Origin of the sequence: Pseudomonas sp. JZ134 (assembly GCF_051027695.1) — a bacterium.
GTDB lineage: Bacteria > Pseudomonadota > Gammaproteobacteria > Pseudomonadales > Pseudomonadaceae > Chryseomonas > Chryseomonas luteola.
Window position 1 is genome coordinate 835,007 of record NZ_CP069250.1, and the last position, 21,653, is coordinate 856,659.

General features: G+C 57.2%; 25 protein-coding genes, 2 pseudogenes and 1 riboswitch. Of the genes and pseudogenes, 14 read left to right on the forward strand and 13 right to left on the reverse strand.

Annotation, left to right across the window (positions count from 1 at the left end; translation table 11 throughout):
• Positions 1-44 precede the first annotated feature (44 nt).
• From phrB to JQR86_RS03705, 4 genes are all read right to left on the reverse strand, one after another.
• Positions 45-1,481: a deoxyribodipyrimidine photo-lyase gene (phrB, locus tag JQR86_RS03690; protein ID WP_407362258.1), complete on the reverse strand. Its 1,437-nt coding sequence runs from the start codon at positions 1,479-1,481 to the stop codon at positions 45-47.
• Entirely contained in the window at positions 1,478-2,425 is a 948-nt protein-coding gene (locus JQR86_RS03695) for a MerR family transcriptional regulator (protein WP_434154358.1), read from the reverse strand. Before JQR86_RS03695 ends, phrB begins: the two co-directional genes overlap by 4 nt.
• Position 2,426: 1 nt before the next feature.
• The gene (locus JQR86_RS03700) at positions 2,427-3,398 is read right to left on the reverse strand and encodes a YbgA family protein (RefSeq protein WP_122041749.1); all 972 of its coding nucleotides are present in this window, start codon (positions 3,396-3,398) and stop codon (positions 2,427-2,429) included.
• Between the two features lie 161 nt (positions 3,399-3,559).
• Positions 3,560-4,546, reverse strand: coding sequence for an NAD(P)/FAD-dependent oxidoreductase (locus JQR86_RS03705; RefSeq protein ID WP_434154359.1), 987 nt, complete (start codon positions 4,544-4,546; stop codon positions 3,560-3,562).
• 176 nt (positions 4,547-4,722) lie between these two features.
• On the opposite strand from JQR86_RS03705, the gene JQR86_RS03710 reads away from it, so the two are divergent.
• The gene (locus JQR86_RS03710) at positions 4,723-5,631 is read left to right on the forward strand and encodes a TIGR01777 family oxidoreductase (RefSeq protein WP_010795608.1); all 909 of its coding nucleotides are present in this window, start codon (positions 4,723-4,725) and stop codon (positions 5,629-5,631) included.
• Positions 5,628-6,653 (forward strand): ferrochelatase, encoded by a 1,026-nt coding sequence (hemH, locus tag JQR86_RS03715; protein WP_434154360.1) that lies wholly within the window; start codon positions 5,628-5,630, stop codon positions 6,651-6,653. Before JQR86_RS03710 ends, hemH begins: the two co-directional genes overlap by 4 nt.
• A gap of 46 nt (positions 6,654-6,699) precedes the next feature.
• Here the strand turns inward: hemH and JQR86_RS03720 are convergent, their stop codons facing one another.
• The gene (locus JQR86_RS03720; protein WP_019364865.1) at positions 6,700-7,914 is read right to left on the reverse strand and encodes a uracil-xanthine permease family protein; all 1,215 of its coding nucleotides are present in this window, start codon (positions 7,912-7,914) and stop codon (positions 6,700-6,702) included.
• Positions 7,915-7,967: 53 nt separating this feature from the next.
• The gene (upp, locus tag JQR86_RS03725; protein WP_010795605.1) at positions 7,968-8,606 is read right to left on the reverse strand and encodes a uracil phosphoribosyltransferase; all 639 of its coding nucleotides are present in this window, start codon (positions 8,604-8,606) and stop codon (positions 7,968-7,970) included.
• Between the two features lie 175 nt (positions 8,607-8,781).
• Between upp and JQR86_RS03730 the strand changes: the two genes are divergently transcribed.
• The 3 genes and pseudogenes from JQR86_RS03730 to JQR86_RS03740 all read left to right on the forward strand — a co-directional run bounded on the left by JQR86_RS03730 (position 8,782) and on the right by JQR86_RS03740 (position 10,194).
• A complete protein-coding gene (locus JQR86_RS03730; RefSeq protein WP_010795604.1) occupies positions 8,782-9,339 on the forward strand; it encodes a hypoxanthine-guanine phosphoribosyltransferase in 558 nt (185 codons plus the stop codon).
• Position 9,340: 1 nt separating this feature from the next.
• Positions 9,341-9,816: pseudogene (locus tag JQR86_RS03735) on the forward strand (WbuC family cupin fold metalloprotein).
• 90 nt (positions 9,817-9,906) lie between these two features.
• The gene (locus JQR86_RS03740; protein WP_010795602.1) at positions 9,907-10,194 is read left to right on the forward strand and encodes a PA4642 family protein; all 288 of its coding nucleotides are present in this window, start codon (positions 9,907-9,909) and stop codon (positions 10,192-10,194) included.
• Between the two features lie 47 nt (positions 10,195-10,241).
• On the opposite strand, the gene JQR86_RS03745 is transcribed toward JQR86_RS03740, so the two are convergent.
• Positions 10,242-10,679: an acetyltransferase gene (locus JQR86_RS03745; RefSeq protein ID WP_286787891.1), complete on the reverse strand. Its 438-nt coding sequence runs from the start codon at positions 10,677-10,679 to the stop codon at positions 10,242-10,244.
• Positions 10,680-10,832: 153 nt separating this feature from the next.
• On the opposite strand from JQR86_RS03745, the gene JQR86_RS03750 reads away from it, so the two are divergent.
• Positions 10,833-11,417: a YajG family lipoprotein gene (locus JQR86_RS03750; RefSeq protein ID WP_074822384.1), complete on the forward strand. Its 585-nt coding sequence runs from the start codon at positions 10,833-10,835 to the stop codon at positions 11,415-11,417.
• A 51-nt stretch (positions 11,418-11,468) separates the two neighbouring features.
• Here JQR86_RS03750 and JQR86_RS03755 read toward each other — a convergent pair whose 3' ends face one another.
• Positions 11,469-12,635, reverse strand: a complete 1,167-nt coding sequence (locus tag JQR86_RS03755; protein ID WP_434154362.1) for a 1-acyl-sn-glycerol-3-phosphate acyltransferase — start codon at positions 12,633-12,635, stop codon at positions 11,469-11,471.
• 159 nt (positions 12,636-12,794) lie between these two features.
• On the opposite strand from JQR86_RS03755, the gene JQR86_RS03760 reads away from it, so the two are divergent.
• The 4 genes from JQR86_RS03760 to JQR86_RS03775 all read left to right on the forward strand — a co-directional run bounded on the left by JQR86_RS03760 (position 12,795) and on the right by JQR86_RS03775 (position 14,861).
• A complete protein-coding gene (locus JQR86_RS03760; RefSeq protein ID WP_010795598.1) occupies positions 12,795-12,977 on the forward strand; it encodes a CPXCG motif-containing cysteine-rich protein in 183 nt (60 codons plus the stop codon).
• Entirely contained in the window at positions 12,977-13,237 is a 261-nt protein-coding gene (locus JQR86_RS03765; protein ID WP_010795597.1) for a DUF2007 domain-containing protein, read from the forward strand. Before JQR86_RS03760 ends, JQR86_RS03765 begins: the two co-directional genes overlap by 1 nt.
• A 67-nt stretch (positions 13,238-13,304) precedes the next feature.
• Positions 13,305-13,922, forward strand: coding sequence for an SOS response-associated peptidase (locus JQR86_RS03770; protein ID WP_074822390.1), 618 nt, complete (start codon positions 13,305-13,307; stop codon positions 13,920-13,922).
• 117 nt (positions 13,923-14,039) lie between these two features.
• Positions 14,040-14,861, forward strand: coding sequence for a M48 family metallopeptidase (locus JQR86_RS03775; protein ID WP_010795595.1), 822 nt, complete (start codon positions 14,040-14,042; stop codon positions 14,859-14,861).
• Positions 14,862-14,933: 72 nt separating this feature from the next.
• On the opposite strand, the gene JQR86_RS03780 is transcribed toward JQR86_RS03775, so the two are convergent.
• The 3 genes from JQR86_RS03780 to JQR86_RS03790 all read right to left on the reverse strand — a co-directional run bounded on the left by JQR86_RS03780 (position 14,934) and on the right by JQR86_RS03790 (position 17,747).
• A complete protein-coding gene (locus tag JQR86_RS03780) occupies positions 14,934-15,518 on the reverse strand; it encodes a TMEM165/GDT1 family protein (protein WP_239382603.1) in 585 nt (194 codons plus the stop codon).
• 16 nt (positions 15,519-15,534) lie between these two features.
• Positions 15,535-15,701, reverse strand: a riboswitch (yybP-ykoY riboswitch).
• Positions 15,702-15,757: 56 nt separating this feature from the next.
• The gene (locus JQR86_RS03785; protein WP_434154364.1) at positions 15,758-16,753 is read right to left on the reverse strand and encodes a methyltransferase; all 996 of its coding nucleotides are present in this window, start codon (positions 16,751-16,753) and stop codon (positions 15,758-15,760) included.
• 28 nt (positions 16,754-16,781) lie between these two features.
• A complete protein-coding gene (locus JQR86_RS03790) occupies positions 16,782-17,747 on the reverse strand; it encodes a 2-hydroxyacid dehydrogenase (protein ID WP_010795592.1) in 966 nt (321 codons plus the stop codon).
• 82 nt (positions 17,748-17,829) lie between these two features.
• Between JQR86_RS03790 and JQR86_RS03795 the strand changes: the two genes are divergently transcribed.
• Together JQR86_RS03795 and JQR86_RS03800 are read left to right on the forward strand one after the other, a co-directional pair.
• Positions 17,830-18,414 (forward strand): ACP phosphodiesterase, encoded by a 585-nt coding sequence (locus JQR86_RS03795; RefSeq protein ID WP_404627211.1) that lies wholly within the window; start codon positions 17,830-17,832, stop codon positions 18,412-18,414.
• A gap of 63 nt (positions 18,415-18,477) precedes the next feature.
• Positions 18,478-19,263, forward strand: coding sequence for an MBL fold metallo-hydrolase (locus tag JQR86_RS03800; protein WP_312509512.1), 786 nt, complete (start codon positions 18,478-18,480; stop codon positions 19,261-19,263).
• On the opposite strand, the gene JQR86_RS03805 is transcribed toward JQR86_RS03800, so the two are convergent.
• Positions 19,245-20,174: an acyltransferase gene (locus tag JQR86_RS03805; RefSeq protein ID WP_010795589.1), complete on the reverse strand. Its 930-nt coding sequence runs from the start codon at positions 20,172-20,174 to the stop codon at positions 19,245-19,247. The two genes, JQR86_RS03800 and JQR86_RS03805, sit on opposite strands and share 19 nt — an antisense overlap.
• 109 nt (positions 20,175-20,283) lie before the next feature.
• A pseudogene (locus tag JQR86_RS03810) lies at positions 20,284-20,584 on the reverse strand (DUF3565 domain-containing protein).
• Between JQR86_RS03810 and JQR86_RS03815 the strand changes: the two are divergent.
• Entirely contained in the window at positions 20,553-21,038 is a 486-nt protein-coding gene (locus tag JQR86_RS03815; protein ID WP_010795588.1) for an FKBP-type peptidyl-prolyl cis-trans isomerase, read from the forward strand. The pseudogene JQR86_RS03810 and the gene JQR86_RS03815 sit on opposite strands and share 32 nt — an antisense overlap.
• 126 nt (positions 21,039-21,164) lie before the next feature.
• Positions 21,165-21,647, forward strand: coding sequence for a glutathione peroxidase (locus JQR86_RS03820; protein ID WP_010795587.1), 483 nt, complete (start codon positions 21,165-21,167; stop codon positions 21,645-21,647).
• Positions 21,648-21,653 lie beyond the last annotated feature (6 nt).

Consider the following 21,653-nt stretch of genomic DNA (forward strand, 5'->3'; position numbering starts at 1 on the left):
TTCATAGTCGTTTCGCCAGAGCCGGACCTTGAAGTCCGGCTTTTTCATGCCTGGCGTTTGGCAGGCTTGGGCAGGTTTCTGAACGCCATCAAGGCGCGTTCACGGCTTTCCTTGACTTCGACGATAGGCGCTGGGTAGTCCTTGATGGCACGCTGCCACCGCTTGAGCGGGTTATGAATAGCCTTGTTATCGAGCGAGGCCAGCTCTGGAACCCAGGTACGAATGAAGCGTCCCTTGGGATCAAACCGCTCCGATTGCGAATAGGTATTGAATATTCGGAAATAGGGCACGGAGTCAGTGCCAGTCGAGGCGCTCCACTGCCATCCACCATTATTGGCAGCCAGATCGCCATCGATCAGGTTTTGCATGAACCAGCGTTCACCTTCGCGCCAGTCAATTAACAGATTCTTGCTCAGAAACATGGCAGTGATCATGCGCAGCCGGTTGTGCATCCAGCCTGTTTCACGCATCTGACGCATGGCTGCATCAATGATCGGAATACCGGTTTTGCCGTATTTCCATGCGTCAAGGTCGTCTGTATCCCGCCGCCAGGGTAGCGCTTCGGTATGCGGGTGAAACGCTCTGCTCATCGAAACATGGGGATAACCTACCAGAATATGCTTGTAGAACTCTCGCCATAGTAACTCGTCGATCCAGGTCGATGCGCCTAGCGCTCCGGTCGTCAGCTCGCCCCGGTTGGCGCTCAACACCGCGTGCAGACATTGGCGAGGGGAGAGCACGCCTGCTGCAAGATAAGCGGATAACTCACTGGTACCAGGGCGAGAAGGAAAGTCCCGGTCGTGGTGATATACCTCCATGCGCTCATCGACAAAGCGACGCAGTCTGGCATGCGCTTCATTTTCGCCTGCAGGCCATTGCTGCTGTATCACGCTCGAGACTGCCGCATAGGAGGGGATCTGGTTAGATACGGGATCCGATTCGATGGAGCGCACGGCCTGGACATGGGGCGGCGGGCTAAGCGGTGGAAGGCTATGCTGTAGGAGATTGATGCAGGTTTTACGAAACTGGCCGAAGACCTTGAAGTAACCCCCACTCTTCGTAAGCACTGAGCCAGGCTCGAAAAACAGCTGATCCAGATGACGCTGAAAGCCTATTCGATTGCAGTCCAACGCTGCCTTTACTGCATCATCACGACGTTGTTCGTTGACACCATATTCAGCATTGACATGAACGGTCTGAATACCATGTTGTTGGCTTAGCTTGGCGACAATAGCGGCCGCATCAGCCCAGCGAGCCACTTGACGAATCAACAGGGGAATATTGAGCGTATGCAGCGTCTCGGCCAAGACTTTCAGGTTCCGGCGCCAGAAGTCGACCTTGGCAGGAGAGTCGTCGTGTTCCTGCCATTGTTCGGGTGTAATCAGATAAAGGGCCAGCACTGGTCCTGCTGCGCAAGCGGCAGCCAATGCCGTATTGTCCCGTACACGAAGATCGGTACGGAACCAGACGAGTTGGGTCATACGTGTTCTGCCATCAACCCCAATGCCTGAAGACGGCTAAAGACATCCAGAGGGTCATAGGCCACATTCAATGCGGTTTTGCTGACGTCATCCAGTAATTTGGCGGCCGGACCGGCAATGATGACGGGGGCAGGGCATGTCTCAGCCAACCTGCGCAGCTGTTGTATCTGCTGTGATTCCAGCGGAGCATTTAAATACAGTACAAGGCAGCGCGGCGACATGCGTTCGGCGGCCAGTGCGTAGGCATCCAGCGCAAGCGGCCATTCCAATGTTTCAATTGGACAGTCGGCGTTGCTCAATAGCCAGGCGCTGAGCCAGAGTCCGGCATTCATTGGCGTTTCAGCCAGACTGACCAGCAGAACGGACTGCCCTTTGAGTTGATAATTATTGTGGTAAATCCGTGCCCCAAGCTTGCTACGCAGCCAGGACAGAAAAAAGGATTGCTCCAGGGAGCCGATCAGAGGCGCTTTGCGGTGCTGTTCAAGATGCTCGACCAGCGGCATCAGCAATTGTTCGCACAGCACCCGGGGCGGGTAAAGGGCTGCCGTTCGGTTATAAGCTTCATCCAGACGGCGTCCATTCAGCTCACGCACAGCGTCCAGCATTTCCTGGCGCAGCGCGACCCAGGGGGTGTCATTGGGCGATGAAAGCGGGCGCTGACTGTCCAGCAGTGCCTTGACCTGGCCGACAGCAACGCCACGGTTGATCCAGGCCAGAATGTTTTTAATGCGCTCGATATGGCTTTCACCATAAAGGCGGTGCCCTTTAGGTGTTCGCTTGGGAATGATCAGCCCGTAGCGTCGCTCCCAGGCTCGAAGTGTGACGGCATTGACCCCCGTGCGTCGCGCAACTTCACGTATGGGAAGCCAGCCTTCATTCAAGGCGGCCTGATAGTCACCGTCCCCTTCGATTTCTGTTGGGGACTTGCTGGGTATGGACTGCATGTCAGATGGCATTTCTCAAGCTCAAATCTTCCGGGTGCGGTTGCAGGTAGGATTGCTCGATTACGTAGTCATGGGGATGGCGGCGGAAGTGATGCTTGAGCAGTGTCAGGGGCACCACCAGTGGAACAATACCGCTGTGATACTGCTCGATCAGGCGCTGCATTTCTTCTTTATCCGCCGGGCTCAGCGCATTCTTCAAATAACCAAACAGGTGATACAGGACGTTGCAGTGGGTTCCCCGGGTAGCGCAACGCTTGAGTGCGCTCATCACACCCTTGAAGTAGTGAGGGCCCAGCTCCTGTGGATCGTGCAGCCCGATTTCACCCAGCATGCGTCCCAGTGTTCTGAACTGCTCGGGGGCATTGGCCATCAGCTGGTACTTATAGCGGGAATGAAAGCCCAGGATCGCTTTGCGTGTCAGGCCTTCGCGCAACAGCTGTTGCCACTGTGCATAGGCAAACACACGTGTCACGAAGTTTTCCCGGAGCACAGGGTCATTCAGCCGACCTGCTTCCTCAACCGGTAACTCTGGGCGAAGCTCACAGAAGACACGAGCAAATACACCCTGGCCTTCAGGCTGACTGGGCATGCCGTGTTCTGAATAGATCTTTACGCGCTCCATTCCGCAGGAAGGCGATTTTTGCATGAAGATGAATCCAGATAGATCATCCAGCTCGGCCGCCATTTTCTTGCCATAGTTGGCCAGCGCATCCGTTACGTCGAGTTCCCGGTTGACTGTACCTACGGCCCGCGTTTGTTCAGGTGTGCCTACCAGACGGATCGGTTCACGGGGCGTACCCAGGCCAATCGCCATTTCCGGACACACCTGTACAAAATCGAAATGTTCGGCAAACGTGTGGCTGCATAAGCGGGATTCCTTGTGTCCGCCATTGTAGCGGACCGGCTCGCCCAGCAGGCAAGCGCTGATTCCTAGCTTGGGACGAGGTAATGACGTCGATTGGCGAAAAGGCATGCGCCACCTCCAAAATTGAACGTACAAAACTTATACAAACTATTATTCTTGTACAAGTTCAATATCGTTATTGACCAGAGGTGGCGGTGATAATTCGACAAATCAGACGCAAGGTAGGTGTGCTGCGGAGCGCCGCGAGCCTTGCGCGGCGCTGGATGAGGTCATTCCAGATGATCAAGCAAACGGCTGGCGGCATCAAAACCGCTCAGCCAGGCACCTTCTACACGGCCTGTACCACACCAGTCTCCACACGCATAAATACCCAGGTCCGCGTCAGCCAGCGCGCCCCATTGATGGCCTTGCGCCGGACGTGCATAAAGCCAGCGATGAGCCAGCGTGAAGGCCGGTTCGGGTACTGCGCAACCGATGAGTTCGGCAAAGGCACCATGAAGCTGTTCGATAACCTGTTCCTTGGGTGCATCCAAGTGTTCTCGACTCCAGGCGCTGGTTCCATGGAGAACCCAGGTGTCGTAATCGGTTTCCCGGCCTGGCTTGCAGCGGTTGCGAGCAAACCAGTCCAGCTCACCTTCCTGAACGAAGCAGGCTTCAACAGGCGTATCAAGCGGCGTCTTGAAGGCCAGTGCAACCGACCAGGTCGGATCCATCACCACACCGGCCGCCACTGCGGCAAGCTTTGGCGCAGTGGCCAAGAGCGGCGTCGCCTGGGGTGCAGGTGTTGCGATGATAACGTGGCTGAACGGGCCGTGGTTGTGACCGTCGGCGTCCTGCAGGGACCAATGTTGGGGGCCACGGAATGCTTCGGTAATCCGGCAGCCAAAGGACACCGGCAGATCCCCGACCATGACTCGGGTAATAGCACTCATACGGGGTATACCAACCCAGCGCGGCTGCTCATCCTGAGAGGGTGCGAGCGCGCCCGCCCGGTACTGGTACAGGGCTGGGTCCCACTCCGCTACGCAGCCTTGGATGCGCCATTGGCTGACCGCATCGATGAAACGGCGGTCACGGGCAGTGAAGTATTGGGCTCCCAGGTCAAGCGAGCCGAAATCGCTCCGCTTGCTGGCCATACGGCCTCCACTTCCACGGCTTTTTTCGAACAGATGAACCTCATGTCCTGCCGCGTTGAGGACATGGGCGGCGGAAAGCCCGGCAATGCCGGCGCCGATGATGGCGATGGGTGCTGTCATGAAAGGCCTCGCTTGTCTTGGCAGAACCTGTCGACGAACGTTTTGCAATTAAGCAGGCTCTACGAGTACGACTGTGACAAAGCTGATCCAGTTGCACTATGACCTTAACAAACAAACCTGAAGAGGTCTTCAGCGCGACGCGTTAATTTGGCCCCAAATGATGAAGGAACGACGACATGCATATAGTGCTGACCGGCGGTACAGGCTTGATCGGCCGGGCGTTGTGTCATGACTGGCTGACGAAAGGGCATAGCCTGACCGTGTTGAGCCGTTCGCCCGACAAAGTGGCCCGTGAGTGCGGCGCCTCGGTGCGTGCCATTGCCCGTCTGGACGAAATAAACGGCGAGCCGGTCGATGCGGTTATCAACCTGGCCGGCGCGCCTATAGCGGATAAGCCTTGGACGTCATCGCGCAAGGCTGAACTCTGGCGAAGCCGGATTGCGCTGACCGAATCCCTGGCGGACTGGATGAGGGCGCAGCCAAAGCCGCCCAGGGTGCTGCTTTCCGGATCTGCTGTCGGCTATTACGGCGATGGGGGAGAGAAGCCGCTCAAGGAGGATAATGCGGTCCCTGGTCATGACTTTGCCAGCGAGCTATGTGTAGCCTGGGAGCAGGTCGCTAATGAGGCAGAGGCTCTGGGGGTTCGTGTCGTCACCCTTCGGACAGGGTTGGTGCTGGCCGCGGATGATGGCTTTATGCAGCGTCTTTTGCCTATGTTTCGCCTGGGCCTGGGCGGGCGCCTGGGCAGCGGACGTCAATGGATGCCCTGGATTCATTTGAAAGATCAAATCGGGGCCATCGATTTTCTTCTGAACCAGGAGTCGGCCAGTGGCCCTTATAATCTGTGTTCACCACAACCGGTACGTAATGCCGATTTTGCACAGGCTCTAGGACGTGCACTGCATCGTCCCGCACGAATACCTGTTCCCGCCTTTGCCTTGCGCCTGATGGGAGAGATGTCGAGTCTGCTGCTGGGTGGGCAGAGAGCCTTGCCTCAGCGATTGCTGGATGCAGGTTATACCTTTCGCTTTACCGATTTGGACGCGGCACTGAATGACCTGCTGCGCGCTAAGGACTATTCATGACTGATCACGCATTATTGCTCGTCAACCTGGGCTCCCCGGCGTCGACGTCGGTACCTGATGTACGGCGCTATCTCAACCAGTTCCTGATGGACCCCTACGTAGTAGATCTGCCATGGCCCGCGCGTCGCCTGTTGGTCTCCCTGATCCTGGCCAAGCGGCCGGCGGCCTCGGCCCATGCTTATTCGTCCATCTGGTGGGAAGAGGGTTCTCCGCTGGTTGTGCTCAGCCGTCGCCTGCAGGATGCCATGCGCGCCAAATGGACCCATGGCCCGGTGGAGTTGGCGATGCGGTACGGCGAACCCTCCATTGAGTCGGTATTGACCCGGTTGGCGAAGCAGGGCGTTTCCGAAGTTACTTTTGCGCCGCTTTATCCTCAATTTGCCGACAGCACGGTCACTACCGCTGTGGAGCTGGCTCGCAAGGTCATTCTGGAGCAGCGGCTGAAATTGAAGATGCATGTGCTTCCGCCGTTTTATGACCAGCCTGAGTACCTGGAGGCGCTGGTTAAGAGCACCGAATCCTATCTCCAGCAGCCGTTCGATCATGTATTGATGAGTTTTCATGGTCTGCCTGAGCGGCATCTGCACAAGTCCGACCCAAGCGGTACACATTGCCTGAAGGGCACTGACTGCTGCCAGAACGCCAAGGGTACGGTGTTGGAAAGTTGCTACCGTGCGCAATGTATCCGCACAGCGGAAGGGTTTGCCCGCGAGGCAGGCCTGAGGCCGGATCAGTGGTCCTTCTCGTTCCAGTCGCGCCTTGGCCGCGCCAAGTGGATCGAGCCTTACACCGAGGCACGCCTCGATGAGCTGGCTGCTCAGGGAGTGAAGCGTCTTCTGGTAATGTGTCCTGCGTTTGTCGCGGACTGTATCGAGACGCTGGAAGAAATCGGCATGCGCGGCAAGGAGCAGTTTGAAGAAGCCGGTGGTCAGGAGCTGGTACTGGTGCCGTGTCTAAATGATCATCCCGCGTGGGTTGATGCGCTCACCACCCTGTGTGAGCGGGTGCCCCGTGCGGTGTGAGTCTAGAATCTGAATATAAAAAGCCCCGCTCTAGCGGGGCTTTTTTTTACAGAAGACTATCCGGCGGCGGTGCGTCCTTACGCCAGTGATTGTGTCCCGGTAGTAGCAGGTTGAGCCCAATGGCTACAATGCCGCAAAGCGAAATGCCCTTCAGACCAACCTCGCCATTACCGATCACGATGCCGCCGATCCCAAAGACCAGGGTCACCGATACGATTACAAGGTTGCGTGCCTCGGACAGATCGACCTGATGACGAATCAGGGTATTGAGGCCGACCACGGCAATCGAACCGAACAGCAGGCAGAGGATGCCGCCCATGACCGGCACTGGAATGCTCTGCAAGGCGGCACCGAATTTACCGACGAAGGCGAGGGCAATGGCAAAGCCGGCCGCCCACAGCATGATCTTGGGGTTGTAATTCTTGGTCAGCATGACCGCGCCGGTTACTTCGGCGTAGGTCGTATTGGGCGGTCCGCCAAACAGGCCGGCCGATGAAGTGGCGATACCATCACCCAGCAAGGTACGGTGCAGGCCAGGTTTTTTCAGGTAGTTGTTGCCAGTGACGCCACCCACGGCAATAACGCCGCCCACATGTTCGATGGCTGGCGCCAAGGCGACCGGCACCATGAACAGGATCGCTCCCCAGTGGAATTCGGGGGCGACAAAATGGGGAACGGCCAGCCAGGGGGCTGCAGCAATCGCATCGGTATGCACCAGGCCAAACAGGAACGCAAGGGTGTAACCCACGATGATGCCGGCCAGGATCGGTACCAGCTTGAAAATGCCACGGCCGTAGATAGCCACAATCAGCGTGGTTATCAGCGCAGGCATGGAGACCAGCATGGCGGTGGCATAGGGGACCAGCTGCGCACTGCCATCGCCAGCCTTGCCCATGGCCATATTAGCTGCCACCGGGGACATGCCAAGACCAATGGAAATGATGACTGGTGCAATCACGACCGGGGGCAGGAGCCGGTCGATGAAGCCAATCCCCTTGAGCTTAACGGCTAGGCCCAGGAAGGTATACACGAAACCGGCCGCGACCACGCCACCCAGCACGGAAGGCAGACCGAACTCGGCCTTGGCCGCAATGATCGGAGCGATGAACGCAAAGCTTGACGCCAGGAAGACCGGCACTTGACGGCCTGTCACGAGGTGGAACAAGAGCGTGCCCAATCCGGCAGTAAAGAGCGCAACGTTTGGATCCATACCGGTAATGAGCGGCATCAGGACCAATGCGCCAAAGGCGACAAACAGCATTTGTGCGCCAGACAAAATCTGTCGCCATAGCGGATCGTTATGAGACTGCACTATCAGGTGTCCTTTTGCTTGGTGCCGAAGATCTTGTCACCGGCATCACCAAGTCCAGGGAGGATGTAGCCATGCTCATCCAGACGCTGATCTACGGAGGCGGTATAGATGCTGACATCGGGGTGAGCCTTTTCGACCGCAGCAATGCCTTCCGGCGCAGCTACAAGGACCAATGCACGAATTTCTTTGGCGCCTGCTTTCTTGAGCATATCGATGGTGGCAATCATGGAGCCGCCCGTCGCCAGCATCGGGTCGATGATCATGGCCAGACGGCGATCGAGCTCGCCGACGAGCTTTTCCAGATAGGTATGGGCTTCAAGCGTTTCCTCGTTGCGCGCCAAGCCGATCACGCTCACCTTGGCGCTGGGAATGAGGCTGAGGACGCCGTCAAGCATGCCGATGCCGGCGCGCAGGATCGGTACGACTGTTACCTTCTTGCCAGAAATCTTCTCAACCGCTACGGTGCCACACCAGCCTTCGATGTCGACATTTTCGACAGGAAGATCCTTTGTAGCTTCATAGGTGAGCAGGGCGCTGACTTCTTGTGCCAATTCCCGAAAATTTTTGGTGCTAATATCGGCCCGCCGCATCAATCCAAGCTTGTGGCGGATCAGCGGATGTCGAATTTCATGGATGGGCATGGGAATGGTCTCCGGCGTACTGGCAAAATTACGCTAGATTAAATCATTAGGGTCCCTTTCGGGCAGATGTTTTGTCGCGATTGGCTTGCTCGCCGACGGTTAGCCCGGTAACTTTGCCGCCTTTTACCCAAGCCTGCCCCGCAGGCAGGTGTGTACCATGTCTGGAGAGTCCCCTATGTCCGCCGATCTCGATCATATCCGTAATGTCATGGCGGAGGCCGACTGCCTGTTCGACGAAAGCCAGGTAGAGGCAGCCATTGGCAAGGTGGCCGAGGCAATTACGGCTGATCTGGCTGACCGTAATCCTGTCATGTTCTGCGTGATGAATGGCGGTTTGATCTTTGCCGGCAAGCTGGCAACCAAGCTCAATTTTCCGCTGGAGATGTCCTATCTGCATGCGACCCGCTATCGCAATCAGACAACTGGCGGTGAATTGTTCTGGAAGGCCAAGCCGGAAATTTCCTTTATTGACCGTGATGTACTGATCGTCGACGACATTCTCGACGAAGGGCATACGCTCAATGCCATCATCGAATTCTGCAAGCATGCCGGTGCCAAGGCGGTGCATACGGCCGTACTGATCGATAAGGATCATGATCGCAAGGCCGTTCCTGGCCTGAAAGCTACTTATTCCGGGCTGTCCTGTATCGATCGTTACATTTTTGGCTACGGTATGGACTACAAGGGCTATTGGCGCAACGCACCCGGTATCTACGCGGTAAAAGGTCTCTGATATGCGGGGTCCGGCGTTCATCGATCAGGTACTGTTCGCCGGGCTTACCCAACAGGCGGCAGACAGTCCTCGCCTGCGCTACCACCATGGTTTTCATACCATGGATGAGCCCTGTCATCGCCTGTCAATCGGCATGCAGCCAGACACCTACATTGCGCCTCACCGGCATCTGGACCTGACCAAGGCCGAAACGCTGCTGGTGCTCAAGGGACGTATTGGTGTCCTGTTCTTTGATGAAGAGGGAGCACTGACCGGACAGCGTCTGCTTGAAGCGGGTGGTGATTGTGTGGGGTCGATTTTCCTCCAGGCCTCTATCATTCGCTGGTAGTGCTTGAGACTGATACTGTTATCTTCGAATGCAAGGCAGGCCCTTTCCGCGCCTTGCAGGATAACGAGTATGGTCCCTGGGCGCCGCGTGAGGGCGAGCCGGGAACCCAGGCCTATCGAGACTGGATGGCGGCCCGCTTCGAGTCCTGACCGCTCGGCTGAGCATGATTTTGGGCGTTGAGTGACGGGGTGGGGCGGAGTAATATGCGGCCCTCTCGTTTTCCGCACAGGTACTTTGCGATGCGTAAGGACAAAAAGCAGGTAATCGGCGAGGAAATCAGCGACGATAAGATCAAGCTGTTTCTCGCAGTCGAACCGGCCGATGATACGCCGCCTTCCCTGCATAAACTGGTAAAGGCATACCGTGGATTGAGAGCTGACGACTTTGAACGTTTCGTTGGTTTCTTCGTTGAAGCAGGTTATGACCTGGACGCTCGTGATGCAGAGGGTCAGGACTTCATCGATCTGATCCGTGCCCATCGCAAGGCTGAGCCGTACGTGGATGCGGTGCGTGGCGCTCACGCCTGATCACCTGTTCTGAAAAGCCCGCCTCCTTGATAAGGGCGCGGGCTTTTTCATGCCTTTTGCTTGAGATGCAGAATAGGGTAAGGCTTGCCGAGGCTATCTACGGCAGAGCGGCCTGTCACGGTGAACCCTTGTGCCAGGTAAAAGCCTTTGGCCCCATCGTTCTGCTCGTTGACGTCTACCGTTAGTCGGCCGTGCAGCCCGGCCGCATGGCGCAAGAGTCGCCTCCCATGTCCTTGACCATGCCGGGCTGGATCAACAAAAAGCATGTCTACGCTGGCCTGGGTAAGACCGATGAATCCTGCAGGTTGATCGTCATCGGACAAGCTGACCCACGTTTCCAGGCTGGGCAGGTAGCTGTCACGCACCAGCGGGCGGAAAAAGTCGATGTCGTCCTCAGGTAGAAAGTGATGGGTTGCCCTGACGGCCTGTTCCCAAATCTCGACCAGCAAGGGAATGTCTGTAGGCGTTGCGCGTCTTATGGACATGGTATGCCTCGTGTGTACGTGATGCATTTATTTGAGCACGTCGCCCTGCTGTTTGCAGCGTTTCGCTTGCGGCGGCTCATACAGTGCTGTCAGGCATTCACGGGCTGGGTATACTGCCTGCCATCAACGACCCACATGAAGATGGAGTAGAGCATGCGCAATCGCTTGTTGCTTGGTCTGATCGCTGTTGCCGGACTGGCTATTGCCGGCTGTGCCAGCAGTCCACAGCAATTGAGTCCGCAACCCAAACTGACAGCCCCAATCGCTGCGGTCGGGCACGGGCAGCCTGTTTCGGTACGTGTCGTGGACGGTCGCTCGTCATTCTCGCTGGGAACTCGGGGCGGTTTGTATCCTGAAACCAGTACCGTGTCGGTCCAGAGCAACGATGTCATTCCAAAACTTCAGGCTGAAGCGGAATCAGCGGTGCGTCTGCTGGGCTTCACGCCAACGGCCAATGCCTACAATGCTCCCCAGCTGACGCTGACCCTGGCGGAACTGAAGTATCAGTCGCCCAAGGAGCTATACGTCACCTCGGCCAATATTGGCGCAACCTTCAAGGTAGATGTACGTAACAGCATGCGTGGCTACAGCGGTCGCTATGGCGCCTCGCTGGAGCAGCGTTTCGGTATGGCACCCAATACGGCAACCAATACCAAGCTGGTAAGCGATGTGCTGAGCGATGCGTTGACCCGCGTCTTCAAGGACCAGACTATCGCCCAGGTTCTTAACGGGCAGTAAGTCTGTTATCTGAAAAAGCCCCGGCAACGGGGCTTTTTTGATTCAACCAACTTAATCCAGTGGTCGCCCTGCCAGGAGCCGATACTTGTTCAGTACAGGCTGGGCATATTGGCGGATCATCTGCAGACGGTATTCGGCAGGGCAGTTATTGAGGCGCTCCTGCCACTTCTGCCGAGCTTCAGCCAGCTCGTCTGCTGGGAACAGGCTTTCTGCCGAGGGTACGGTCAGTGACTCGTCACGGCCGTCCCAGCGCTCATAGGCCAGGTGGTTGGCAGGGAAAAGTCGATAGTTGGTCAGGATGCGGCGGTCCATTTCGGTTGCCAGCTGCTTGGCATCGCTGAATTCGCCGGTCAGCATCTCGCCAAACTCCACATGCACGCGTCCCTTGTAGCCCGTGATGCCCAAGGCAATGCTGACGTCATCCTCGCCAGGCGCCTTGGCATAGGTGCCGGTGGTTTCACGAATATAGAGTTCACGGGCCTTGGCCAGATCGCAGGGATCATACTCATAGCTGATCGACACAGGCACGATGTGCAACGCCTTTACCATATTGGCAAAGGAGTCGTCCTTGCAGCCCATGTGAAACATCTTGAGGATGGCTGAATCGGTGCGGTCGTCTCCATCCTTGGCCCGGCCTTCGGCCTGGGCGATCCAGACGGACTGGCCATCCTGGCGAATGGAGTAATTGATATAAGCCGAAAGCGTCTGATACGCCGCAAGCTTTTCACGCCGTCCGGTGATGGAGCGGTGGACGATAAAGCTCTTGTTCAAGCGCATGAGGTCGCTGACGAAGGGCTTCTGCAAGAGGTTATCGCCAATGGCGATGCGCGGGGTTGGCAGCCCGGCATGATACACGGCGTAATTTACAAAAGCCGGGTCCATGACGATGTCACGGTGGTTAGCCATGAACAAGTAGGCACAGCCGCTACGTAGATTATCCAGGCCCGAATAAGTCACACCATCGGTGGCTTTCTCGATCGTACGATCGACATAAGGCTCCAGTTTGTCCTGAAGCATGCTGACGCTGGTGATACCGGACACTTCCTGACGCAGCCGATGGCGCAGCATAGGCTTTAACAGCCATCCAAACGGGCTGGACAGTTTGGGGAAGCGGTAGCGGGTCAGGATGTCGATAAACTGCTCATCATTGATGAGTCGGGCCAAGACGGCAGGGACTTCTGTATCGTTGAAGGGTCGAATGGCTTCGAACTCGCCCATATCGTTCTCTTTTTAATAACAAGTGGCGACACGTGTCGCAAAGTGGCGGCCATAGTAGAGCGCGCAGCGAGAGATGCAAGCCGAATACGGCGTTAATGTCGCCCCTGGCGATTCCAATCATCGCAAAAACACGGTGCCGGAGCCTATTAGGAGCCCATTATGCTGGAAAGCCAACCGTATGAGTGTCCTTACTGCGGAGAACCTGCCGAGGCGGTGGTAGACCTGTCGGGTGGCGATCAGTCGTACTATGAGGATTGCCCCGTCTGTTGCAGACCTATCTTTTTTATCTTACACACAGAGGGTATGACATGGTCTCTCGAAAGTCGGCGAGAGGATGAATGATGCTCCGGATCTATGAGCCGCGAGATCTCCTGGAGGCAGAAATGCTGCTGGCCATGCTGGACAGTGAGGGTATTGACGCGCATTTGGCAGGGCGCCATTTGATAGGCGCCATTGGCGAGTTGCCTGCTATTGGGCTTCTGGGAATTGCCGTGCATGACGCAGATGCTCCGCGCGCCCGCGAGCTGATTGCCGATTACAACGCTGCTCAGCCATTGCCTTATGAGGACCCGGACAGCGGGCCGGCCGTGTTATTGTGCTGAAGCGGTAGTCGGCTTTGCCTGAAAAGGCGAACCGAATCGCTCTGTTTGTTTTCTTGCCTGGTTGTGTATGTCTGGACGCTACGCCTTGTTTCGCTGGCCTCCCGAGGTAACTCGGATGACCGGTTTTCCAGCGGACTATCAGCCGCGCTGGAACATCTCTCCCCATGCCCAGGTGCTATTCATGCGGCACCATGAGGGCGAGTGTCGCGTCGACAGTGGCCGTTGGGGCCTGACGCCCGCCTGGCTCACGGATCTCTCGCGCACGCCCACCCATGCCCGGGCGGAAACGGTAGCGGATCAGCCTATGTTTCGCGAAGCATTTGCCCAGCGCCGCTGCCTGTTACTGGCCAATGGGTTTTATGAATGGCGAGGGACTTCGCGCAAGCGGGCCTTCTGGATGATCAATGGCGAGCCGTTGGCTTTCTTTGCAGGCATCTGGGAGGCCTATCCGGTCATGGGGCAGGTCTATTTGAGTGTGGCCATGCTGACTCAGCCCGCCGGAGGACTCCGTCGCCCGCTGGTGCTGGCCGAGGCCGAACGGGACGCCTGGCTGTCGCCCACAACAGAGCCGCGTGTCCTGAATGAGATCCTGCTGAAGCCCTCAATGCCGCTGCGTGAGAGAGTGCTTGCCGGTATTGTGAATGATCCCTCGGTAGACGGGCCGGAATGCCTGACGCCGCTTTAGGCGTTGGGCTGGCAATGCCGAACTGCTAGCCGTGTCACTCGTCGCTTGGTCGGTAGGAGTTGTCGAGACTGGCGGCGCGACCTACCATCTGCGCAGTCGCGCAATCAGGAGAGTGTCATGCGTCGTGTTTTACCCATCGTCGGTCTTTCGCTTTCAGTACTGCTCAGCGCATGTCAGGCGGTGAATACCACTAGCGGAAATGCTGTTGGGGTTGAGCGTAAGCAGTATATGTTCAGCATGTTGTCGGCTGATCAGGTCAACCAGATGTACTCGCAGTCGTACCAGAAGACGGTTACCGAGGCGAAAAACGCCGGCAAGCTGGCCAACGATACGGCTCAGGGCAAGCGAGTACAAGCAATAGCCAAGCAGTTGATTGCTCATACGTCTGCGCTGCGGGCGGATGCGGCCAACTGGGATTGGCAGGTCAACGTGCTCCAGAATGATGAAGTGAATGCCAACTGTGGCCCGGGTGGAAAGATCTTTGTCTACACCGGCCTGCTTGATCAGCTAAAGCCTACGGACGACGAACTGGCAGCCGTGATCGGGCATGAGATTGCCCATGCACTGCGTGAACACAGCCGCGAGCAGATGTCCCGTGCCTATGCCATCGAGATGGGTCAGAATATCGGCGGGGCGCTGCTGGGTATTGGCCAGGGTGGTATGCAGGTGGCGGATCAGGTTACCCAGGTTAGTCTGACTTTGCCGTTCAGCCGTTCCAACGAGAACGAGGCAGATCTCATCGGGCTCGAACTGGCCGCGCGCTCGGGCTATAACCCCAATGCCGCCGTGACGCTCTGGCAGAAGATGGCCAAGCTGAGTAATGGTAACCAGTCACCAGAGATACTCAGCACCCACCCGTCCGATGACAAGCGGATGAGCAATCTGGAGGCTGCCATTCCCAAGGTCATGCCGTTCTATGAGGCCAGCCGTAAGTCGTGACAGGTCGGCTATCGAGAACCAGAAGCCCCGGCTGCTGATAGCCGGGGCTTTTTTATGCTCAGAAAGGAATAATTAGAACGCACCGCTTAGCTCAAGCGCGTGATAAGCCGCCGCGAGAGCCAGGATGCCGAATGCCGTAGAGGCGAGTCGGCGGATCAACACCAATGGCAGTCGGTCAGCGGCAAAGTTGCCTGCGAGTACAACGGGTACGTTGGCCACAAGCATGCCCAGTGTCGTGCCCATGACGACCAGAATGAAATGAGGGTATTGGGCCGCCAGCATCACCGTGGCGACTTGTGTCTTGTCTCCCATTTCCGCCAGGAAGAACGCCACCAGCGTTGTCAGGAAAGGTCCAGAGCTCTTTTTAAGGCCCGATGCCTCATCTTCGTCCAGCTTGTCCGGGATCAGCGTCCAGAGGGCGACGGCTACAAATGAAATCGCCAGAATCCAACTCAGGGCCGTCTCGCTGAAGAAGCGGCTGACCCAGCTGCCAACGGCGCCGGCAACAAAGTGGTTGGCCAGCGTCGAAGCCACCATTCCCATAATGATAGGCCAGGGCTTACGAAATCGGGCAGCCAGCAGCAGAGCAAGCAGCTGAGTCTTGTCACCTATTTCTGCAAGGGCGACGACCAGCGTAGGGACTAACAGGGATTCCATCAGGTTTCCAAAAGGGGCGGGCATTAATTAGACAAATGACATGCATGCCTTCCCACCCCGGGTAAAGGCTGCATGTCATAGGTCTTGTCAAACCCGCAGGTCGCGAACGCCATGGTCGAGGACCAAGTATGTTGACGGACGCCTGGCGCTGATGGCCAGAGACTACTCCCCTAGGACGGCGCGCATTCTGCCCAAACATCCAGGCAGGTGCAATTCAAAAGAGCGATACGCTGTCTCTATCAGCAGCGGAAGGCCTGGTAGATACGAAAGCCGTCACGCTCTGCCAACACCTTGCAGGGCCCCAGATGTTGCTCGATCAGTGGGGGATACCTGAGAAAGCTGTTGGCCACAATACGCAGCTCGCCGCCTGGGCGCAGGTGATGGACGGCTTCGCGTAGCAGGGTCTCGCTGGCTTGATAATGAGTGTGTACGCCCTGGTGAAACGGCGGGTTGCTGATAATGGCGGCCAGCCCAATGGGCGCCGCAGCGATACCGTCGCCAGCCAATACGGTGCCGTTCAGCCTGTTGGCAGCCAAGGTCAGGCGGCTACTCTCTACCGCAAACGCATCCACGTCGAGCATATGAAGGTCATTGTGGGGATAGCGCTGTTTGAGCGATGCACCTACTACACCTGCGCCGCATCCGAAATCCAGCAGCGCACCAGCAGGTAGATTATCGAGGTGTTCGAGCAGAAGGGCGCTCCCCTTGTCGAGCCGCCCGTGGCTGAACACACCTGGCAGGCTGACTACATGAAGCATTGAACCGGCAACATCCAGCTCGAAGCGCTCGGCCCGCTCATGCAGCATGACGGGGGCTGCCTCGGGATGTGAGACCTTCCACAACTGACAGTGCCGAGCATTGTCCAGCTTGCTGGCGGCGCCCAGCAGAGCCAGCTGTTTGGCAGCCCGCTCGATTCCACCCCGCTTTTCGCCTACCACATACACTGCCCCTTGAGGGACCATGGCCGCCAAGACGCTGAGCAGGTAATCCGTCAGCTCTCTGGACTTGGGCAGGAACAGTACGGCGGTATCGTATGGCTGAGCAGGTGTAGAGGTTCCGAAGTCGACTCTCCCGGGAAAGCGAGCCTGGAAATAGGCCTCATCGCCTGCATGCCAGGTCCAGCCATGTGCCTCCGGGAGGTGGCTCAATAGATCATCTGCAGGTAATCCTGCCAGCAAGGTTCGGCCTTGAAAATGCTCGGGCTGACGGAGCAGGACTTCGCTGCGTGGATCCATGGGCGTCCTCGGTAAAAAAGCGCGAAGCTTAGCAGACCGTGCGAGTCGGCGCGCCCGCAAAAAAGGCGGTTGCGTTATCGGTCAGCTGACCGATGATCCGCTGGCGAGCCTCCCGGCTTCCCCATGCATTATGAGGCGTCACGATAAGCCTGGGAATGTCGTGGGCGAGGAGGGGATTTCCGTCTTTTGGCGGCTCCTGGGTGAGGACGTCCGTGGCAGCGCCTCCCAGATGACCGCTCCGCAGGCAGTCGGCCAATGCCTGTTCGTTCACGATACCGCCTCGAGCCGTATTGATCAGAAAAGCGGTGGACTTCATGGCAGCCAGTTGCGGAGCATCGATCAGGTTGCGCGTGGCGTCGGTAAGGGGGCAATGCAGGCTCAACGCGTCTACCTGGGGCAGTAGCGCTTCCAGCGGTATATAGCCTTCGCGCACTGGCCGTCCAGGCAACTGACCCAGCAGGATACGCATGCCAAATGCTTCCGCCAGGCGAGCAACTGCACCGCCAAGCTCACCGTGACCCAGGATGCCAAGCGTCTTGCCTTCCAACTCCATGATGGGATAGTCGAGCAGGCAGAACTGCTTGGCTTCCTGCCAACGTCCAGCCTGAACATCGCGCTGATAATCCGACAGTCGCGTGGCCAGGGCCAGCAGGAGCGCGAGTGTGTGTTGTGCAACGGAAGGCGTGCCGTACCCCTGACAATTGCAGACGGTTATCCCATATTGGCGTGCTGCGTCCAGATCCACATTATTGGTGCCGGTGGCGCTGACCAGTACCAGCTTGAGCGATGGGCATGCAGAAAGGCAGTCAGCGGTCAGGCTGACCTTGTTCACGATAGCCACCTCCACCGTCTGCAGGCGCTCGATAATCTCGTCAGGCGCGGTGGCCGGATAGACGTGGAATTCGCTGAAGACTGCCTTCAACGGAGCTGGATCCAGATCTCCCAGGTCCAATGAGGCATAATCCAGAAAGGCGGCACGACGGGCTAGGCTCATGGGGTGTCCTTATGATTATTGGCCGGAACTGCCAGCCTAGCAGAAGCCCCTGGCGCAGGGGCAAGGTAGTAAGCTGACAGGTATGAATTATCTCGCTCATCTTCATCTTGGCGGTTCAGATCGTGAACAGCTGCTGGGAAGTCTTTACGGTGACTTCGTCAAAGGTCCTCTCGATAATCGCTGGCCCTTGGCTATCGAACAGGCTATCCGCCTGCATCGCCGTATTGATGCCTTTACCGACAGCCATCCCTTGATCGATCGTGCCCGTGCACGCTTTCCCGAGGCGCGCCGGCGCGTCAGCGGTATCCTGGTCGATGTCTTTTTCGATCACTGCCTCAGCCGGCATTGGACTGCTTACGCCGACCAGCCATTAGAGGCTTTTATTGCGCGGTTCTATCGTATTCTGCTGTCGGAGCCTGATTTGCCGCCAAGGCTGGCGAGGATCGCGCCGCGTATGGCAGCTCAGGACTGGCTAGGCAGTTATCAGGAGTTCGGGATCATCGAACAGGTCATCAATGGTATGGCGAGTCGACTGTCCCGGCCTGTACTCTTTGAGGGCGCCTTTGCGGAAGTAGAAGCGCGTTATGCGTTGCTTGAGCAGGACTTCTTTGACTTTTATCCCGAACTGCTGGCGTTCGTTCGTCAGGCGCAGCGGGATCGCTATTGATTCAGGTCAACATGCGCAACGGCTTGTGCGCATAGAGTCACCGCGCTATTACGCGAGGTCCCTATGCGCCGCGATCCCATTGTGCTGTTTGATAACGGCTCCCATAAATGTTTGTGCTTCGATAGCCTGGTTACAGGAGACGGAGTGCAATCCAACCAGTTTCTCATCATCGATCATGATGAATACCTGCTGTTCGATCCCGGCGGTGATCTGACCTATACGCCGCTGTCGCTGGAGCTGTCCAGGCATATTCCGCTGCAGGATCTGACCTATATCTTTGCATCGCACCAGGATCCCGACATTATCGCGGCGCTGGACAAATGGCTGCTGCATACGCGGGCTCAGGTCATCTGCTCGAAGCTGTGGGCACGCTTTCTGCCTCATTTGACGGCTGGCTATCTGTCCATTAGTCACAACCTGTCGGTCTTTGAGCGAATCATACCCTTGCCTGATCGGGGCCAATCTTTCCGGCTGGGCCGATGCACCCTCATGGCTGTTCCCGCCCACTTTCTACATTCAGTCGGTAATTTCCAGCTATACGATCCTGTCAGTCGAATTCTCTTTTCGGGCGATATGGGCGCCTCACTCGTGGATGACGCGGCACCGGTCGAGAACTTCGAGGCTCACATGCCCAGCATGGAGTGCTTTCATCGACGCTACATGGCCTGCAACAAAGCCTGCCGGCTATGGGCAGGCATGGTCAGGGAAATGAATGTTGCCATGATTGTGCCTCAGCACGGGCGGCCCTTTGCGTCGCCGCCCGTGATCAAGGCGTTTCTGGACTGGATCGAAACCCTGGAGTGCGGGATCGACCTAATGACGCAGGAAGACTATCGCTTGCCTGCATGAAGGTAATGCTTGGGCGGATACTCCTGATGTAGCCGCTCCAGCAGTTCATCCTTGGCTGTCCAAAGCTGGTTAACCCAGGCCTGGAAGGCTGCGCGGTATTCGCTGTCCAGGTCGTAGCTCTTGCCCAGAAAGGCTGCGGGGATGGCAATCTCTTCGACACGCACGACAATGGCTGCAATCCGGCCGGAGAGCAGATCCCAAAGGCTCGGCGTTCCGTTGGGATAGTGGATGGTAACGTTGACCAGCGAATGCAGCTGCTCTCCCATCGCATCCAGCACAAAGGCGATACCGCCCGCACGCGGGCTCAACAAGTGACGATACGGCGCGCGCTGGGCGTCATGTTTGGCCTGGGTGAAACGGGTTCCTTCCAGAAAATTGAAGATTCCCACCGCCGTATCGCGAAAGCGCGCGCAGGCCCGACGCGTAGTCTCAAGGTCCTTGCCACGCTTTTCGGGATGGCGGGCCAGATACGCTTTCGAATAGCGCTTCATGAAGGGAAAGTCGAGTGCCCACCAGCACAATCCAATGACAGGCACCCAGATAAGCTCTTGTTTGAGGAAGAACTTGAGCGGACGGATATGGCGATTCATCAGGTACTGGAGCGCAAAGATATCAACCCAACTCTGATGGTTACTGGTCACCAGATAGGAGTGTTTGTAATCGAGGCTGGCGAGCCCGCGGACATCCCAGTGGATGCGACCCGTCAGGCGAATCCAGAGATGATTGCCACTGATCCAGGCCTCGTGGATGGCATTCATGAGGCGTCTGGACAGCCGTTGTGCAGTCGGGAAGGGCAGGCACAGCTTGAGTAGCGTTACGGCAAACAGCGGCCAGCACCAGAACAGGGTGTTGGCCGCCAGGAGCAGACCGCCCACAAGACCACGGACCAAGCTAGGTAGATAATGAAGCATCAAGCGTTCCCAACAGCAAAAAGGCGGCAAATCATAAAACAAGCCAGCGTCGGGAGACATGCTTCATAAGCGCTCACGGCAGGATTAAACCGGATTGGCCTCATGCTACTCAGCTTTTGGCGCACCAGCCGCATGGAAATGATTGTCCGATATGCTTCAAGCGCTGCGCCTCGTCGGTTACCCAGGTACGGGTTTGCCAGGGCGGGTCGTGGCGGAGGTGCTGGCTGTGTCCACAACTCAATAAAACTACCCAATGACCCTCTTCATCCTGATAAAAATCCAGAATGACACTCGTCTGCTTTGATGGCGGTGGGTCGCAATCGGGGCGATTGCCGCGTACACTTGACCTTTCATTCATCTTATTCAAAGGTTTTTACCATGCAGATTGCGGCCAACAAAGCGGTCTCCATCGACTATACCCTGACCAACGACGCCGGTGAGGTTATCGACAGTTCCGCTGGCGGCGCCCCGCTGGTATACCTGCACGGTGCAGGCAACATCATTCCGGGCCTTGAGCGTTCGCTCGAAGGCAAGCAGGCTGGCGATGAACTCAACGTTGCCGTCGAGCCTGAAGATGCGTATGGCGAGTACAGCCCTGAGCTGGTCGCTACCCTGAACCGCAGCATGTTCGAAGGTGTGGACGAGCTGGAAGTGGGCATGCAGTTCCACGCTTCCGGTCCAGACGGCGGCATGCAGATCGTTACCGTGCGCGACATCGATGGCGATGACGTGACCGTTGACGGCAACCACCCGCTGGCTGGCCAGCGCCTGAACTTCAAGGTCAAGGTTGTGAACGTGCGTGATGCCTCTTCTGAAGAAGTCGCTCACGGTCACGTACACGGTGAAGGTGGTCATCAGCACTAAAACGCGACGGAAATCCTGGTGTGGCGGGAACGAACCCACACTAGAATGTCCAAGCGAGAGCGTCCGAAAGGGAACAGCCCGGTCGGACGCTTTTTTTACGCCTACTGTATTCACAAGGAGCACATCATGAGTGCGTTCCACGATCTCACCTTGCAAGGGCTGGATGGGAAGGATCTCCCTCTGGCACCTTACAAAGGCAAGGTGGTGTTGGTGGTTAATGTGGCATCCAAATGCGGATTGACCCCGCAATATGCGGGCCTGGAATCGCTGTATCAGACCTACCGCGACCGCGGGTTGGTCATCCTGGGCATTCCATGCAATCAATTCGCAGGCCAGGAGCCTGGAAGCGATGCGGATATTCAACAATTCTGTAGCACGAACTATGGCGTGTCGTTTCCCCTGTCGAGCAAGATCGAGGTAAACGGCCCGACACGTCATACCCTGTACCGGCAGTTGGCTGGTGAAGGTGCGGAGTTTCCCGGAGAGATCACCTGGAATTTCGAGAAATTCCTGGTAGGTCCCGATGGCCGGGTTCTGGCTCGTTTCAGCCCACGAACTGCGCCGGATGATCCCAATCTGGTTCAGGCCATCGAGAAAGCGCTTCCCTAGCGCAAA

Coding starts and splice junctions, on each gene's coding strand:
- phrB (WP_407362258.1), bottom strand. CDS start 1,481: ATGACCCAACTCGTCTGGTTCCGTACCGATCTTCGTGTACGGGACAAT.
- JQR86_RS03695 (WP_434154358.1), bottom strand. CDS start 2,425: ATGCAGTCCATACCCAGCAAGTCCCCAACAGAAATCGAAGGGGACGGT.
- JQR86_RS03700 (WP_122041749.1), bottom strand. CDS start 3,398: ATGCCTTTTCGCCAATCGACGTCATTACCTCGTCCCAAGCTAGGAATC.
- JQR86_RS03705 (WP_434154359.1), bottom strand. CDS start 4,546: ATGACAGCACCCATCGCCATCATCGGCGCCGGCATTGCCGGGCTTTCC.
- JQR86_RS03710 (WP_010795608.1), top strand. CDS start 4,723: ATGCATATAGTGCTGACCGGCGGTACAGGCTTGATCGGCCGGGCGTTG.
- hemH (WP_434154360.1), top strand. CDS start 5,628: ATGACTGATCACGCATTATTGCTCGTCAACCTGGGCTCCCCGGCGTCG.
- JQR86_RS03720 (WP_019364865.1), bottom strand. CDS start 7,914: ATGCTGTTTGTCGCCTTTGGCGCATTGGTCCTGATGCCGCTCATTACC.
- upp (WP_010795605.1), bottom strand. CDS start 8,606: ATGCCCATCCATGAAATTCGACATCCGCTGATCCGCCACAAGCTTGGA.
- JQR86_RS03730 (WP_010795604.1), top strand. CDS start 8,782: ATGTCCGCCGATCTCGATCATATCCGTAATGTCATGGCGGAGGCCGAC.
- JQR86_RS03740 (WP_010795602.1), top strand. CDS start 9,907: ATGCGTAAGGACAAAAAGCAGGTAATCGGCGAGGAAATCAGCGACGAT.
- JQR86_RS03745 (WP_286787891.1), bottom strand. CDS start 10,679: ATGTCCATAAGACGCGCAACGCCTACAGACATTCCCTTGCTGGTCGAG.
- JQR86_RS03750 (WP_074822384.1), top strand. CDS start 10,833: ATGCGCAATCGCTTGTTGCTTGGTCTGATCGCTGTTGCCGGACTGGCT.
- JQR86_RS03755 (WP_434154362.1), bottom strand. CDS start 12,635: ATGGGCGAGTTCGAAGCCATTCGACCCTTCAACGATACAGAAGTCCCT.
- JQR86_RS03760 (WP_010795598.1), top strand. CDS start 12,795: ATGCTGGAAAGCCAACCGTATGAGTGTCCTTACTGCGGAGAACCTGCC.
- JQR86_RS03765 (WP_010795597.1), top strand. CDS start 12,977: ATGCTCCGGATCTATGAGCCGCGAGATCTCCTGGAGGCAGAAATGCTG.
- JQR86_RS03770 (WP_074822390.1), top strand. CDS start 13,305: ATGTCTGGACGCTACGCCTTGTTTCGCTGGCCTCCCGAGGTAACTCGG.
- JQR86_RS03775 (WP_010795595.1), top strand. CDS start 14,040: ATGCGTCGTGTTTTACCCATCGTCGGTCTTTCGCTTTCAGTACTGCTC.
- JQR86_RS03780 (WP_239382603.1), bottom strand. CDS start 15,518: ATGGAATCCCTGTTAGTCCCTACGCTGGTCGTCGCCCTTGCAGAAATA.
- JQR86_RS03785 (WP_434154364.1), bottom strand. CDS start 16,753: ATGGATCCACGCAGCGAAGTCCTGCTCCGTCAGCCCGAGCATTTTCAA.
- JQR86_RS03790 (WP_010795592.1), bottom strand. CDS start 17,747: ATGAGCCTAGCCCGTCGTGCCGCCTTTCTGGATTATGCCTCATTGGAC.
- JQR86_RS03795 (WP_404627211.1), top strand. CDS start 17,830: ATGAATTATCTCGCTCATCTTCATCTTGGCGGTTCAGATCGTGAACAG.
- JQR86_RS03800 (WP_312509512.1), top strand. CDS start 18,478: ATGCGCCGCGATCCCATTGTGCTGTTTGATAACGGCTCCCATAAATGT.
- JQR86_RS03805 (WP_010795589.1), bottom strand. CDS start 20,174: ATGCTTCATTATCTACCTAGCTTGGTCCGTGGTCTTGTGGGCGGTCTG.
- JQR86_RS03815 (WP_010795588.1), top strand. CDS start 20,553: ATGCAGATTGCGGCCAACAAAGCGGTCTCCATCGACTATACCCTGACC.
- JQR86_RS03820 (WP_010795587.1), top strand. CDS start 21,165: ATGAGTGCGTTCCACGATCTCACCTTGCAAGGGCTGGATGGGAAGGAT.